The organism is Kitasatospora sp. NPDC004723 (genome assembly GCF_040609255.1).
Taxonomy (GTDB): domain Bacteria; phylum Actinomycetota; class Actinomycetes; order Streptomycetales; family Streptomycetaceae; genus Kitasatospora.
This window is the reverse complement of sequence record NZ_JBEXJT010000032.1, coordinates 82277-96081: the sequence shown is the minus strand read 5'-3', so window position 1 is coordinate 96081 and position 13805 is coordinate 82277. Positions and strand designations below refer to the sequence as shown.

The 13805-nt window shown below is 73.7% G+C and carries 9 protein-coding genes; 3 read left to right on the top strand and 6 right to left on the bottom strand.

Annotated features, from left to right (window positions below):
• Positions 1 to 198: 198 nt before the first annotated feature.
• The 4 genes from ABZW10_RS26460 to ABZW10_RS26445 all read right to left on the bottom strand — a co-directional run bounded on the left by ABZW10_RS26460 (position 199) and on the right by ABZW10_RS26445 (position 4748).
• On the bottom strand, positions 199 to 915 hold the full coding sequence (locus ABZW10_RS26460) for a nucleoside/nucleotide kinase family protein (RefSeq protein ID WP_355370158.1): 717 nt from the start codon (positions 913 to 915) through the stop codon (positions 199 to 201).
• Between the two features lie 13 nt (positions 916 to 928).
• The gene (locus ABZW10_RS26455; RefSeq protein WP_355370156.1) at positions 929 to 1885 is read right to left on the bottom strand and encodes an LD-carboxypeptidase; all 957 of its coding nucleotides are present in this window, start codon (positions 1883 to 1885) and stop codon (positions 929 to 931) included.
• A gap of 91 nt (positions 1886 to 1976) precedes the next feature.
• On the bottom strand, positions 1977 to 2981 hold the full coding sequence (trpS, locus tag ABZW10_RS26450; protein ID WP_355370180.1) for a tryptophan--tRNA ligase: 1005 nt from the start codon (positions 2979 to 2981) through the stop codon (positions 1977 to 1979).
• 309 nt (positions 2982 to 3290) lie between these two features.
• Complete coding sequence (locus ABZW10_RS26445; protein ID WP_355370177.1) at positions 3291 to 4748, bottom strand: APC family permease; 1458 nt, start codon at positions 4746 to 4748, stop codon at positions 3291 to 3293.
• 472 nt (positions 4749 to 5220) lie between these two features.
• Here ABZW10_RS26445 and ABZW10_RS26440 point away from each other — a divergent pair, with 472 nt between their 5' ends.
• Positions 5221 to 6351: an iron-siderophore ABC transporter substrate-binding protein gene (locus tag ABZW10_RS26440; protein ID WP_355370154.1), complete on the top strand. Its 1131-nt coding sequence runs from the start codon at positions 5221 to 5223 to the stop codon at positions 6349 to 6351.
• 187 nt (positions 6352 to 6538) lie between these two features.
• Complete coding sequence (locus ABZW10_RS26435) at positions 6539 to 7561, top strand: hypothetical protein (RefSeq protein WP_355370152.1); 1023 nt, start codon at positions 6539 to 6541, stop codon at positions 7559 to 7561.
• Positions 7562 to 7576: 15 nt separating this feature from the next.
• On the opposite strand, the gene ABZW10_RS26430 is transcribed toward ABZW10_RS26435, so the two are convergent.
• On the bottom strand, positions 7577 to 8113 hold the full coding sequence (locus tag ABZW10_RS26430) for an NUDIX domain-containing protein (protein ID WP_355370150.1): 537 nt from the start codon (positions 8111 to 8113) through the stop codon (positions 7577 to 7579).
• A gap of 189 nt (positions 8114 to 8302) precedes the next feature.
• Here ABZW10_RS26430 and ABZW10_RS26425 point away from each other — a divergent pair, with 189 nt between their 5' ends.
• A complete protein-coding gene (locus ABZW10_RS26425; protein WP_355370148.1) occupies positions 8303 to 9301 on the top strand; it encodes an ATP-grasp domain-containing protein in 999 nt (332 codons plus the stop codon).
• A 120-nt stretch (positions 9302 to 9421) separates the two neighbouring features.
• On the opposite strand, the gene ABZW10_RS26420 is transcribed toward ABZW10_RS26425, so the two are convergent.
• On the bottom strand, positions 9422 to 13609 hold the full coding sequence (locus ABZW10_RS26420; protein WP_355370146.1) for an ABC transporter ATP-binding protein: 4188 nt from the start codon (positions 13607 to 13609) through the stop codon (positions 9422 to 9424).
• Positions 13610 to 13805: the final 196 nt, after the last annotated feature.

Below are 13805 nucleotides of genomic sequence, written 5' to 3'. Positions count from 1 at the left end.
CTAGCCGATCACCGCTCCGAAAAGCGAATCCGGCCGCAATCCCTAAAAACAGGCACACCAAATAAACCCTGAGCCGGAACGCGTCGAAACAAATAGCGACACGCCTCGGCCCGCAACCGGGAAGAGGTGGTGTTTCAGAGGATTGGCCGCCCCGGGACCGTCCGCGCCGATGCGTGTCCGGTGCTCCCTGCCGAGCGACTAGAGAACACTACGCCCATTCGGGGGCTGAGGCAAACGGCCTACTCGGACGGTCCGGGTGCAGAGCGCGCGGCCGGCCTTCACGTACTCACCGTTGGGGTGGTCGTTGCCGGTGACCCAGTGGCGGGCGGTGGCCTCGTCGCGGCCGCCGGCGCGGTGGCGGCCGAGGAGACGGGCCTCGCGGACCGCGTCGTCCGTCTCCACGTACCAGAGTTCGCGCAGCAGGCGCCGGGCCTCCGGCCAGGGGTGGTCGGCGGCGGCGAGGTAGTTGCCCTCGGTGATGACGAGGCGGGCGTGCGGGTGGACCACGTGCCGGGCGGCCACCGGCTCGTCGAGGTCGCGGTCGAAGTCGGGGACGTAGATGTCCTGGAAGCGGTCGGTGGCGACCCGGCGCAGCAGGGCGACGTAGCCGTGCGCGTCGAAGGTGGCGGGCGCGCCCTTGCGGTGGCCGAGACCGAGGCGGTCGAGCTGGGCGGCGGAGAGGTGGAAGCCGTCCAGCGGGAGGTAGGCGGCACTGCCCGGGCCCTCGTGGCGCTCGACCTCGGCGACGAGGTGCCGGGCCAGGGTGGACTTGCCCGCGCCGGGCGGGCCGGCGAGTCCGAGGATGGTGCGGGCGTTGCTGCCGGGGCCTCGCAGCAGGCCGCGGGCGAGGGCCGCGAGGCTGTCCGCGTCGAGCCCGGCCACGCCGGAGGTCCCGGTGGGGCGGTCCGCGTTCATGGGCGAACCCTACTCAGCGTTCGGCGAGGGCGGGCAGGTCCAGGGTGAGGGTGCCGGCGTCGGCGTCGAGCAGGGCGGGGACGCCGAGCGGGACGGTCAGGGTGGACGGGCCGTGGCCGAAGCCCAGTTCCCAGATGATCGGTATGCCGAGCGGTCCGAGGCGGTCGAACATGACGTCCCGGACCCGGTCGAGCGGGCCGCAGCCCTCCCAGGAGCCGAGGGCGATGCCGGTGACGCCGTCGAAGGCGCCGGAGCGCAGGAGCTGGGTGAGGAGCCGGTCGAGCTGGTAGGGGTGCTCGTTGACGTCCTCCAGGACCAGGAGGTGGCCGGCGTAGGAGGGGCGGGCGGCGGGGGTGCCGCGTTCGGCGGCGAGGACGTGGGTGCAGCCGCCGGCGGTGATGCCGCGGGCCCGGCCGGGGACGAGGGCGGTGGCGGTGGCCGAGGTGAGGACGGTCGTGGCGGCGGGTTCGAAGAGGGTGCGGCGCAGGTGTTCGGCGGTGGGGCCGTCCTCCAGGAAGGTGGCCGTGGCGCTCATCGGTCCGTAGAGGGTGGCGACGCCGAGGCGCTGGGCGAAGGCCTCGTGCAGGGAGGAGACGTCGCTGTAGCCGATCAGCACCTTGGGCGGGACGGCGCGCAGGGCGTTCCAGTCGAGGAGGTCGACCATGCGGTGCACGCCGTAGCCGCCGCGGGCGCACATGACGGCGTCGACGGTGGGGTCGAGCCAGGCGGTCTGGAGGTCGGCGGCGCGGTCGGCGTCGGTGCCGGCGAGGTGGTCGAGGACGGGGTGGGTGTCCAGGACGTGCGGGGCGCCGGTGACGCGCAGTCCCCAGGAGCGCAGCAGGGCGGTGCCGGCGGCGAGCCGCCGGGGGTCGATGGGGCCGCTGGTGGCGACCACGGTGACGTGGTCCCCGGGGCGGAGGTGCGGCGGGCGGGCCAGTCCTCGGCCGGGGGTGGTCGGGTGCTGGTCCATGGCCGGGTTCCTTCCGGGGTGGGCGGCGCGGGTCGGGGTGGTCCCGGGGCCGGCGCGGAACCGGCCCCGAGAGGTTATGCCCCTGACGCGTTCACAGCGATCCCATGACCTCGCGCACTTCGGCGAGGGTGGCGTCGGCGATCGCGTTGGCGCGTTCGGAGCCGGCGCGCAGGACCTCGCGGAGGTGGCCGCGGTCGGCCGCGAGTTCGGCGCGGCGGGCGCGGATCGGGCGGAAGTACTCGTTGACGGCCTCGGTGACGGTGCGCTTGAGCGCGGCCGCGCCGCCGTCGCCGATCTCCTCGGCGACCTCCTCGGGGATGCGGTCCTGGCAGAGGGCGGCGAGCAGGACGAGGTTGGAGACCTCGGGGCGGCCGACGGGGTCGTAGCCGATGCGGCGGTCGGTGTCGGTCCTGGCGCCCTTGAGGAGCCGCGCGGTGGTGTCCTCGTCGGCGGCGAGCGGGATGGAGTTGCCGCGGCTCTTGCTCATCTTGCCGCCGTCGGTGCCGAGCAGCAGCGGGGCGGCGCCCAGCAGGGCCCGGGGGCGGGGGAAGACGGTGGTGCCGTCGGGGTGCGGGTAGCGCTCGTTGAACCGGCGGGCGACGGTGCGGGCGACCTCCAGGTGGGGCAGCTGGTCCTTGCCGACGGGGACCAGGTCGGCCTTGCAGAAGAGGATGTCGGCGGCCTGGTGGACGGGGTAGGTGAGCATCAGTCCGTTGACGGCGGCCTGGCTGGAGTGGGCGATCTCGTCCTTGACGGTGGGGTTGCGGTGGAGTTCGGCGACGCTGACCAGGCTGAGGAAGGGCAGCAGCAGCTGGTTGAGGGCGGGGACCGAGCTGTGGGTGAAGATCGTGGCGCGCTCGGCGTCGATGCCGGTGGCGAGGTAGTCGAGGACGAGGTTCTCGGTGTGCTCGGCGAGGCGGTCGGCGAGGTCCCGGTCGGTGATGACCTGGTAGTCGGGGATGACCAGGAACATCTCGACGCCCAGGCGCTGGAGGCGGACCCGGTTGCGGAGGCTGCCGAAGTAGTGGCCGAGGTGGAGCGGGCCGGTGGGCCGGTCGCCGGTGAGGACGCGGTGGGCGCCCGGGTCGGTGCGAATGCTCGCGTCGAGGTCGGCGAGGTCGGCGAGGCCCGCGGACTCCGCGGAGTGGTCGGCGGGGCCGGGCTGGTCGGCGACGGCGGTGGTCGTGGTCACGGGGTGTCTCTCCTCGGTACGGCGGTGGTGGCGGCCGTCCGGGGCTCGGGGCCCGTCCCGTCGGAGAAACGCAACAGGGCCGTCCATCCCGGACGGCCCTGGTCAGGCGTGGCTGGTGGCCGTCCTAGGACGGCCACCAGCTGAGACCTGCGAAGCGCTTCATGGGTTCGAGGATAGCGGGTGCCCACCCGCCGTTCGACTCCTCGGTCGTGATCAGTCCTCGACGATGAGGGCGGGCGTGTCCTTGCGCAGCGTCTCGCCGCGGAAGAACGCGGGCCGGTAGAAGCCGTACACGACCATGAGGACCGCGCCGAGCAGCAGGATGCCGACGCCGATGACGAACACCGAGCCGATGCCGAACACGGTGCCGCTGCCGTAGTCCGGGTTCCAGGCGTCGGTGAGGGTCTGCAGGAAGACGCCGCTGAGCAGGATGCCGCCGAGCAACGGGGCGATGCCCTTGACGACGAGGTCGCGCAGGCTGTCGCGGAGCGAGCGGCGGAAGTACCAGGCGCAGGCGAAGGCGGTCAGCGCGTAGTAGAAGCAGATCATCAGGCCGAGGGCCAGGATGGTGTCCTGGACGACGTTCTCGCTGATCACGCTCATGCCGACGTAGAAGGCGGCGGTGGCGATGCCGGCGGCGACGGTGGCGAAGCCGGGGGTGCGGTGGCGCGGGTGGACGGTGCCGAAGCGCGGCGGCACGGCCCGGTAGGCGCTCATCGCGAGCAGCGTGCGGGCGACCGGGATGAAGGTGGTCTGCAGGCTGGCGGCGGCGCTGGCCACGACGGCCACGAAGAGCAGGATGCTCCACGGGGAGCCGAGCACCGGGCGGGCCAGGGCGGAGAAGACGTTGTCGGCGGTGTCCGGGTTGCCGAGGCCGGTTCCGGTGGTGCCGACGCCGGCGAACATCTGGGCGGCGATGGCGACCAGCAGGTAGGAGCCGACCAGGGTGACCATCGAGATCATCGCGGCCCGGCCCGGGGTCTTGGCGCTGCCGCTGGTCTCCTCGTTCATGGTGAGGCAGGTGTCCCAGCCCCAGTACATGAAGATCGACAGGGAGAGGCCGGCGGTGAACGCGCTGAACGAGCTCACTTCCAGCGGGTTGAGCCAGGAGGCGGAGAAGCCGATCGAGTGGGGCAGGTCTCCGGCGGCGGCCTTGGCGATGGCGATGCCGGAGAACAGCAGCAGGACGGCCAGTTGGAGGCCGACCAGGCTGTACTGGAACCACTTGGTGGCCGTCATGCCGCGATAGCTCATCGCGGTGGCGGCGGCGATCAGCACGACGACGGTGGCCAGGTGCACGGCCTTGTTGTCGTTGAGGTCGGCGACGGCGCCACTGCCGGTCATCTCGCCGAGCATGAGGTACAGGAAGTCGGTGGCCACCCCGGCGAGGTTGGACAGCACGATGATCGTGGCGACCGTCAGACCCCAGCCGGCCATCCAGCCGACGCGGGGACCGAACGCCTTGACCGTCCAGGTGAAGGACGTGCCGCAGTCCGGGAAGTCCTTGTTCAGCTCCTTGTACGCAAACGCGACGAGCAGCATCGGCAGGAAGCCGGCCAGGAAGACCGCGGGCATCTGGACGCCGACCGCGGTGACGGTCGGACCCAGGGTCGCGGTCAGGCAGTAGACCGGGGCGACCGTGGAGACGCCCAGGACCACGCTGCTCAGCAGGCCGACGGAGTTGCCCCGTAGGCCCTTGTCCCCCGCTGCCCCCGTCGCCCCCGCCGCCCCCGCCGAAGCGGCGCCGGGGACTCCACCACTGGCGCCACTGACCGGGGCACCCTGCGGAGCGGCGGGCGCCGTTGCCCGGCCGCTGCTTCCGTGCTCTGAGAGCTGCTGATCAAACACCACCGCACCCTAGGTGCGGGTACTGAAGGTTGAGTAGGCCAACCTCGGGTGATCTGAACCACTCCCTTCGATTTACCCAGGAACGCTCAACCGTTGGCCTGTGATGCATGGACCGTTAAGGCGTGTACCTTTATTTCGAAGGGTCGTTACCGAATTGATTTGTCGGAAGTGTTGTGATTTGACACGATTCGGGACCCCGCTCCGCCCTCCCGGGCGGTGCGGCGGGGAGGCCGCGGAGGCCGTCGGATAGGTTTGCCTCACCTAACTTCGAGCCCCGCCCCTGAAGGAGTGCCGCGTGTCCCCCACCCCCGGCCGGCCGACCGACCCCCGCCCCACCCGCCGGAAGCTGCTCACCGCGGCCCTCACCGGCGGAGCCGTGCTCGGCATCGGCGGGCTGCTCACCGCCTGCGGCAGCTCGGGTGGCTCGGGCTCCGAGGGTTCGGACTCCGGCGCCTCCGGCTCCGGCGGCGGGACGACCAAGCCCTCCGGCGGCTCCACGCCGGACCAGAAGTCGGTCAAGCAGGGCGGCGACGACTACGCCGCCGTGATCGAGAAGATGAAGGGCTTCGGCACCGACGCCGCGCCCGGCGTCTACCCCCGCACCGTCAAGCACGCGATGGGCGAGACCGTCGTCCCCGCCAAGCCCGTCCGGGTCGTGGTCCTCGACACCGGCGAGCTCGACAACGTCGTCTCGCTCGGCATCCAGCCGGTCGGCGTCGTCCACACCGACGGCTCCAAGACGATGCCGTCCTACCTCAAGGACAAGGCCGGCAACCCCGCCAACGTCGGCACCATCAACAGCCTCAACCTGGAGGCCATCGCCGCGCTCAAGCCCGACCTGATCCTCGGCAGCCAGCTGCGCGCCCAGGACCAGTACGAGCAGCTCTCCAAGATCGCGCCGACCGTCTTCTCGCTGCGCCCCGGCTACCCGTGGAAGCAGAACTTCCTGCTCAACGCGAGCCCGTTCGGCCTGGAGGCCGAGGCCAGGGCCCAGCTGGACGCCTATCAGACGGCCGCCGCGGCGATCGGGGCCACGCTCGGCGACAAGCGGCCGACCATCACGCCGCTGCGCTTCATGCCCGGCAAGACCCGGCTCTACGCGGAGCTGTCCTTCATCGGCACCATCCTCACCGACGCCCAGCTGCCGCAGCCCAAGATCGAGCAGGTCAAGGAACTCGCGGTGGAGATCAGCCCCGAGCAGATCGACAAGGCGGACGCCGACTGGGTCTTCTACGGCGTCTACGGCACGCCCAGCTCCACCAACCAGGACGCGGTGCTCGGCGGGGCCCTGTGGAAGACGCTCGGCGCGGTCAAGTCCGGACAGGCCCGACCGGTCCCGGACGAGACCTGGTTCCTCGGCCTCGGCGTGGCCGCGGCCAACGTCGTCCTGGCCGACCTCAAGGGCTTCGTGGCGCCCGGCGCCTGACGGCCCTGCCCCGGGGGCTGCTGGGCCACCGGGACGGCCAGGAGGGCTGGGACGGCTGGGGTTGTCGGGACGAACGGGACGAACGGGGCAGGACGGTGGCGTGGGGCGCACGAGGCGAAAAGCCGCTTGGAGGAGATCGCCCGGTGCGGGAGGATCGACGGCACCGAACCGTGAAGGGCCCGTGCCAATGACCACGCTCGACCAGACCGCCGCCGACCGGTCCCCGTCGGCCCCCGCCGCCGCGATCACGCCGTCGGCACCCGTCCGCCCGGACGGGGCCGGGAGCGCCGCACCGGCGGACGGCGCGAGCCGTTGCTCGATCGCGGCGGCGGCGGCCGAAGGCTGGACGGGTGGCTCCGTGCCCAGGCCGCGCGGCGGCGGCCGGTCCGGTGGGGCTGCCGGGTCGGACGGGTCGGACTGGTCGGACTGGTCGGACGGCGCTGCGGGGGACGTGGCCGGGCCGGAGCGCGCGGACGGCGGTGACGGTCGCGGCGAGGGCTTCGTCCGACTCCAGCAGCCGCCGGCCGCCCGGGACCGCAGCGTCCCCGTCCTGCGGGCGGCCCAGGAGGAGCTGCGCACCGTCGCCACCCGGCGACCGGCACCGTCGCGGCGGCTGCGCCGGATGCACCCTCAGGCGGCCGGGCCCCTCCAACCGGACACCACGCGCTCCGGCCCGGCGCCGACGGCGAACGTGCCGTCCGTTCCCGGGCCGCGCACCGGTGACGACCGGACCGGGACGGAGCCCGGGACCGCCACCGGGGCCGCCACCGTCAGCGGGACCGATGGCGGCGCGCGGTCGGTGACGGGCGCCGAGGCGCCGCTGGGCGTCCTGATCAGCGGTACCCCGCACCAGCCGGAGGCCGTGGGACGCTTCGGACCCACGGGGCTGCCCGGGCGGGCGGAGGAACGGCCCGCCGTCCGGGCCGCCGCCGAACTCGTCCGGCTCGGCAGGGGGACCTGTCTGGTGGTGCTGCCCGCCTGGCGGCCCGCGATCGCCGTGTCGGTGCCGACCGAGCGCCTGCTGAGCGCCACCGGCCTCGCCTACGAGCGGCTGGCCGGGGCGCAGCTCTCCGTCGTGATCAACCCGGGTGCGCTGCACGACCGGGAGCTGGAGCTGCGGGACTGGCAGGCCGGCCCGCCCGGGCGGACGGGCCGGCGCGGCGGACGCCGGACGGGCCGGCCGGGCCCGGCGCGGGTCGGCCGGGCCTGAAACGGGCGGGCCGCTTCAGGGGCGGGCGGGGCGGGCGTTCGGGATGTAGCCGAGGTCGACGGGCTCGGGTGTGCGGCGCTCCGTGAGCCAGCCCTCGCGGACGGCCGACAACAGGTCGGGCAGCAGGGGAGGCCAGAGGGCGTCCGCGTCCGGGTCGGCGAGCTCCGCCGGGGTCCACCAGCGCCAGTCGAGGATCCGGTCGGCGGCGTGCATCGCGCTGACGTCGCCGACCGGGCCGCGGTGCGGGCCGCCGGCGAGGTAGATGTGCTCGTGCTGACGGACGGGTGTGCCGTGCCAGGTGAAGTCGTGTTCCCAGGTGCAGAGCAGCGGGCCGGGTTCGAGGTCGGACCAGCCGGTCTCCTCCCAGAGCTCGCGGCGCGCTCCCGTCCACGGTGTCTCGCCGGGCTCGATGCCGCCGCCCGGCATGGTCCAGTGCACGCCGACCTCGCTGTTGTCCGAGCGCAGGAGGAAGACGGAGCCCCCTTCGTCCAGGACGACTGTGCGGGCCGCCTGCCGCGGGGTCCTTCGCGCGTTGCGCCACAGGTTTCGCATCGGGTCACTCTCGCAGCGGGCGGCTCCGGCCGTCGAGCGGATTGCGGCGGGCGGGTCGGGGCAGGTCGGCGGGGCCGGCGGGACGGGCTGCCGGACGGCTCGCCGGACAGGCCCGGCCGTCCGGGTCGGGCCTGTGACGTCGGGGTTTTGACGGCCTGTCGACCCATCGGTGGCCTTACCCTGACGCCCATGCCCGCACCAGCCTTCCTCCTCCCCTCCCATCCGCTGGACCCGCGCCGGGTCGACCCGCAGTTCGCCTGGGAGGCCAGGCTGCTGCGTGACCTGGGCGGCGAGCACCATCTGGTCGACCACGACGCGCTGCTCGCGGGGGACGCCCATGCGGCCGTCCACCACGTGCCGGCGGGGCGCGGGCCGTTCTGGTACCGGGGGTGGATGCTCCCCTCCCCCCGGTACACGGACTTCGCCGCCGCCCTGGCGGAACGCGGCGGGCAGCTGCTGACCAGCCCTCCCGGGTACGCCTCGGCGCATGAACTGCCGGGCTGGTACGAGGTGTTCGAAGGCGCCACCCCGCAGAGCGTCTGGCTGCCGGTGCCGGAGGCCGGGACCGGGGCGGGAACGGTCGGAGCGGGAACGGTCGGAGCGGAGCGGTTGGCACCGGCCGTCGCCCGGCTCGGCGGGCAGGGGCCGGCGATCGTCAAGGACTATGTGAAGTCCCGCAAGGACGAGTGGGACGAAGCCTGCTACATCCCGGAGTTGGCGGATCTGCCGGCCGTCGAACGGGTGGTCGCGCGGTTCGTGGAGCTGCAGGCCGAACACCTGGCGGGCGGTGTGGTGCTGCGGCGGTTCGAGGAGTTCACCCGGGTGGGGTGGGACGCCCGTGGTCCCGCGTCCCCGTCCGGCGACGGCTCCGAGGGCGCCGCGGACGGGGATCGGGACACGGGCCGGGACGGGCGGCGGCGGGCGGTGGAGGCCCGGGCGTGGTGGCTGGACGGCGAGCCGGTGCTGGTCGGGCCGCACCCGGACCTGCCCGGCTGCCCGGTCTCCCCCGACCTGTCCGTGGTCCGGCCGCTGGTGCGGGCGCTGGGCTGCCGGTTCGTCACCACCGACCTCGCCGAGCGCGCCGACGGCTCCGGCTGGCGGGTGGTCGAGGTCGGGGACGGGCAGGTGAGCGAACTGCCTCGCGGGATCGACCCCTCGGGGCTGCTGATCGCACTGCTCGCGGCGTGACCGGGACGGCGTGACGGGGCGGCGGGCCCGTTTCCGGTGCCCACCGCCCCGCCGGACCGCCGCCCCGCCGGACCGCTGTTCAGCCGGACCGCTGCTCGGCCGCTCGGCTGCTCGGTCCGGTTATCCGACGATCGCCTCCGAGGCCGGTACGGTCGCGACACCACGGCCGTCGGCACCGCCGTGGTGGCCCTCCGCCACGAACGCCTGCCAGAGCCGGGTGTACGCCCCGCCCCGGGCGAGCAGTTCGGTGTGCGTGCCGTCCTCGATCACCCGGCCGTGGTCCAGGACCACGACCCGGTCGGCGCGCTCGGCGGTGGTCAGCCGGTGGGCGATGACCAGCGTGGTGCGGCCGCCGCTGAGCCGGTCGGCGGCGTGGTTGACCGCCGCCTCGGTGGCCAGGTCGAGGGCCGCGGTGGCCTCGTCCAGCAGCAGGACGTCCGGATCGACCAGCTCCGCCCGGGCCAGCGCGATCAGCTGGCGCTGGCCCGCCGAGAGGTTCCGGCCCCGGCCCGCGACCTCGTGGTCGTAGCCGCCGGACAGCCGGACGATCATGTCGTGCGCGCCGACCGCCCGGGCCGCCGTCTCCACCTCGGCCGCCGAGGCGTCGGGCCGGCCGTAGGCGATCGCCTCGCGCACCGTCCCGGCGAACAGGTAGGCCTCCTGCGGCACCACGCCGAGCCGGTGGCGGTACTGCGCGAGGTCGTAGCGGGTCAGGTCCACGCCGTCGACCCGCACGGTGCCGGCGGTCGCGTCGTAGAACCGGGCGACCAGCTTGACCAGGGTGGACTTGCCGGCCCCGGTCTCGCCGACCAGCGCCACCGTCTGCCCGGCGGGGATCCGCAGGCTGACGTCGGTCAGGACGTCCGGGGAGCCGTCCGCGCCGCCGTTGTAAGCGAAGCCGACGTGGTCGAACTCGATCTCGCCGCGCAGTCCGGCCGGGACGGGCACCGGGTCGGCGGCCGACGCGGTGCTGGTCGGGGTGCGCAGCAGCTCGCGGATCCGGCCCAGGCCCACCGCCGCCTGCTGGTAGCCGTCGAAGACCTGGGAGAGCTGGTTGACCGGCGCGAAGAACAGGTCGATGTAGAGCAGGTACGCCACCAGTGCGCCGACGGTGAGCGTCCCGGCCTCCACCCGCGAGGCGCCGACGATCAGCACCAGTGCGGCGGCCACGCTGGAGAGGAACTGCACGAACGGGAAGTACAGCGAGATGTAGAGCTGGGCGCGGACGCGGGCGTCCCGGTAGGCGATGCCGCGGGCGACGAAGCGGTCCGTATTGGTGTCCAGCCGGCGGAACGCCTGGACGATCCGCATGCCGGCCACGTTCTCCTGCAGGTCGGCGTTGACCGTGCTGATGAGGTCCCGGGAGATCTCGTACTGGGCCTTGGACTTCCGGCGGAACACCAGGGTCGCCACCACGAGCAGCGGCAGCACCGCGAAGACGGCCAGGGCGAGCCCGGCGTCGATCACCAGCAGGGCCCCGAAGATGCCGAGGAAGGTCAGCAGGCTGACCACGGCCGTGACCACGCCGGTCTGCAGGAAGGAGGTGAGCGAGTCCAGGTCGGTGGTCATCCGGGTCATGATCCGGCCGGACAGCTCGCGCTCGTAGTAGTCGAGGCCGAGCCGGTTGAGGTGGGCGAAGATCTTGAGCCGGAGCGAGTAGAGCACCCGCTCGCCGGTGCGGCCACTGACCCGGTTCTCGGCGCTCTGCACCAGCCAGTCCAGCAGGACGACCGCCAGGGCCGCGAGCGAGGCCACGGCGACGCCGGTCATGACGCCCTTGCTGACGCCGTCGTCGATGCCGTGCCGGATCAGGATCGGCAGGACCAGGGCGGCGCCCGCGTCCAGGGCGACCAGCACCAGCGCGAGGGCGAGCGGTGCGCGGAAGGGGCGCAGCAGGCGGCGGAGGCTGAAGTCGGCGTCGCCCCGCTCGGCCTCGGCGCGGGAGATGGCCGGGGTGTCGGCGGCCGGCGGGAGGGAGGCGACCTTGGCGAGGAGGTCGGGTGCGGCGGTGCGGGCCGCCTTGGCCAGGGCCGGGGTGGGCATCGCGGGGCGTGCGGGCGGCGCGGCGGCGGGGGCCGTCTCGGCCGGGTCCTTCGGCTGCGCCGGTTCGGTCGCGTCCGTCGGACGGATCGCGTTCGTCGGGGTGGTGCTGCCCGTCGGGTCGGCCGCGTCCGTCGGCTTCGGCGGGTCCGCCGGGGCCTTCGGGTTCTCGGGGTCCGCCGGGTTCGGTGCGGCGGGGACGCGACCGGCCTCGGGGTCGGTGATCAGGGCCCGGTACCGGGGACATCGGGCTTCGAGTTCCTCGTGCGTGCCGAGGTCCAGCAGCCGGCCCTGGTCGAGGACGGCGATCCGGTCGGCCAGCTGGAGGGTGGAGCGGCGGTGGGCGATCAGCAGCGTGGTGCGGCCGGCCATGACCGAGCGCAGCGCGTCGTGAATCTCCGCCTCGATCTGCGGGTCGACGGCCGAGGTGGCGTCGTCGAGGAGCAGGATGCGGGGGTCGGTGAGGATCGCCCGGGCCAGCGCGATGCGCTGGCGCTGGCCGCCGGAGAGGGTGAGTCCCTGCTCGCCGACCTTGGTCTCGTAGCCGTCGGGCAGGGCCCGGACGAACCCGTCGGCCTGGGCGGCGCGGGCGGCGGCGACGACCTGTTCGTCGGTGGCGTCCGGTCGCCCGTAGGCGATGTTGGTGCGGACCGTCTCGGAGAAGAGGAAGCTCTCCTCGGGCACGATGCCGACGGCCGCCCGGACCGAGTCGAGGGTCAGGTCGCGCAGGTCGTGGCCGTAGAGGCGGACCGCGCCGGCCGCCGGGTCGTAGAACCGCGGCACCAGCTGCGCGACGGTGGACTTGCCCGAGCCGGACGCGCCGACCAGGGCCAGGGTCTCGCCGGGAGCGAGGCGCAGGCTGAGGCCGTGCAGGACGGGCGCCGGGTGCTCGGGGTCGTAGCGGAAGCCGACCCGGTCGAACTCCAGCGCGACCTCGGTGGTGAGCGGGCCGACCACGCGCGGGCCCGCGGCCCCGGTCACGGCCCCCGTCCCGGTCGCGGCGGGGGGCCCGGCCGTTGCGGGGCCCTCGGTGTCGGGGGCGGGGGCGGCCGCATCGGCGGTGGCGGCCGGCTCCCGGGTGAGGTCGAGGGTGATGGCGTCTGGACGCTCCTGGACCAGCGGGCGCTCGTCGATCAGCTGGAGCACGCGCTCGACACCGGCCCGGGCCTGCTGGCCGACCGTGATGACCATGGTCAGCATCCGGACCGGACCGGTCATCTGGGCGACGTAGGTGGAGAAGGCGACGAAGGTGCCGAGCGAGACCTGGCCGTCGACCGCCAGCCAGCCGCCGAAGGCCAGCACCGCCACCTGGGCGAGCGCGGGGATCGCCTGCATGGCGGGGTTGTAGCGGCTGTTGAGCCGGATCGAGCGGAGCCGGGCCGCGAAGAGGTGGCGCGAGGCCGACTCCAGCTTGTCCAGTTCCTGGGCCTCCTGGCCGAAGCCCTTGACCACCCGTACGCCGCCGATGGCCTCGTCCACCACGCCGGCGACGGCGGCGGCCTCCTGCTGAGCCGCCCAGGTGGCGGGGAAGAGCCGCTTGCGGCTGAGCGTCGAGACCCACCACAGCACCGGGGCCATGACCAGGGCGACCAGGGTGAGCGGCGGCGAGAGCCAGATCATCACGCCGAGCGACATGGCGAACATGATCAGGTAGCCGGTCATCATGGGCAGCATCGAGAGCAGCCCGTTGACCAGTTGGAGGTCGGAGGTCGCACGGCCGACCACCTGGCCGGTGTCCAGGCGGTCCTGGCGGTGGCCGTCGAGGCGGCCGAGCGACCGGAAGAGGTCGGCGCGCAGGTCGTGCTGGACGTCGACGGCCAGCTGCCCGCCGTAGTAGCGGCGGACCTGGGTGCAGCCGAACACCACGGCGGCGGCCAGCAGCAGGACCACCGCCCACGGGGCGAGCGGGCGGGTGTGCGCGGTGATCACGTCGTCGATGATCACCTTGGTGACCAGGGGCACCAGGGCGGTGACGGCCATGCCGAGGAGCGAGGCGCCGAAGGCGAGCAGCACGCTGCGCCGGGAGCGCCAGCAGTAGCCGAGCAGCCGTCGGAGCCAGCCCCGGCCGTCGGATTCGTCGGGGGCGTCGGGGCCGCCGCCTTCGCCACCGGTGGTGGTGGCGGTACGCGTGCCGGTGCCGGTGGCGGTGGCGGTCGTGGGGTCCGCGGACGGGCCCGGTCGGGCGTGCCCGTCCCCGGACCCGCCCGGGGTGTCGGTTCGGGTGCCGCTCGGGGAAAGCTCCACCGTAGATCCGTGAGTCTCAGGCATATTTAGGGATGCTAACCATTCCGTCGGGTGGCCGCCATGGAGTTTCAGGCCAGGGCGAGCCGGAGGTCCCGGCCCGACGGAGGGGGCAACAGCCCGCAACCTGCGGTGATTCCCGACGGGGCCGGAGCGGCGCGCCCACTACCAGGGTCACCGACGGGCCCGGAAACGCCCACCGCCCACCGGCGCAGGACGCCGA

Coding starts and splice junctions, on each gene's coding strand:
- ABZW10_RS26430 (WP_355370150.1), bottom strand. CDS start 8,113: ATGCGAAACCTGTGGCGCAACGCGCGAAGGACCCCGCGGCAGGCGGCC.
- ABZW10_RS26435 (WP_355370152.1), top strand. CDS start 6,539: ATGACCACGCTCGACCAGACCGCCGCCGACCGGTCCCCGTCGGCCCCC.
- ABZW10_RS26455 (WP_355370156.1), bottom strand. CDS start 1,885: ATGGACCAGCACCCGACCACCCCCGGCCGAGGACTGGCCCGCCCGCCG.
- ABZW10_RS26420 (WP_355370146.1), bottom strand. CDS start 13,609: ATGCCTGAGACTCACGGATCTACGGTGGAGCTTTCCCCGAGCGGCACC.
- ABZW10_RS26425 (WP_355370148.1), top strand. CDS start 8,303: ATGCCCGCACCAGCCTTCCTCCTCCCCTCCCATCCGCTGGACCCGCGC.
- ABZW10_RS26460 (WP_355370158.1), bottom strand. CDS start 915: ATGAACGCGGACCGCCCCACCGGGACCTCCGGCGTGGCCGGGCTCGAC.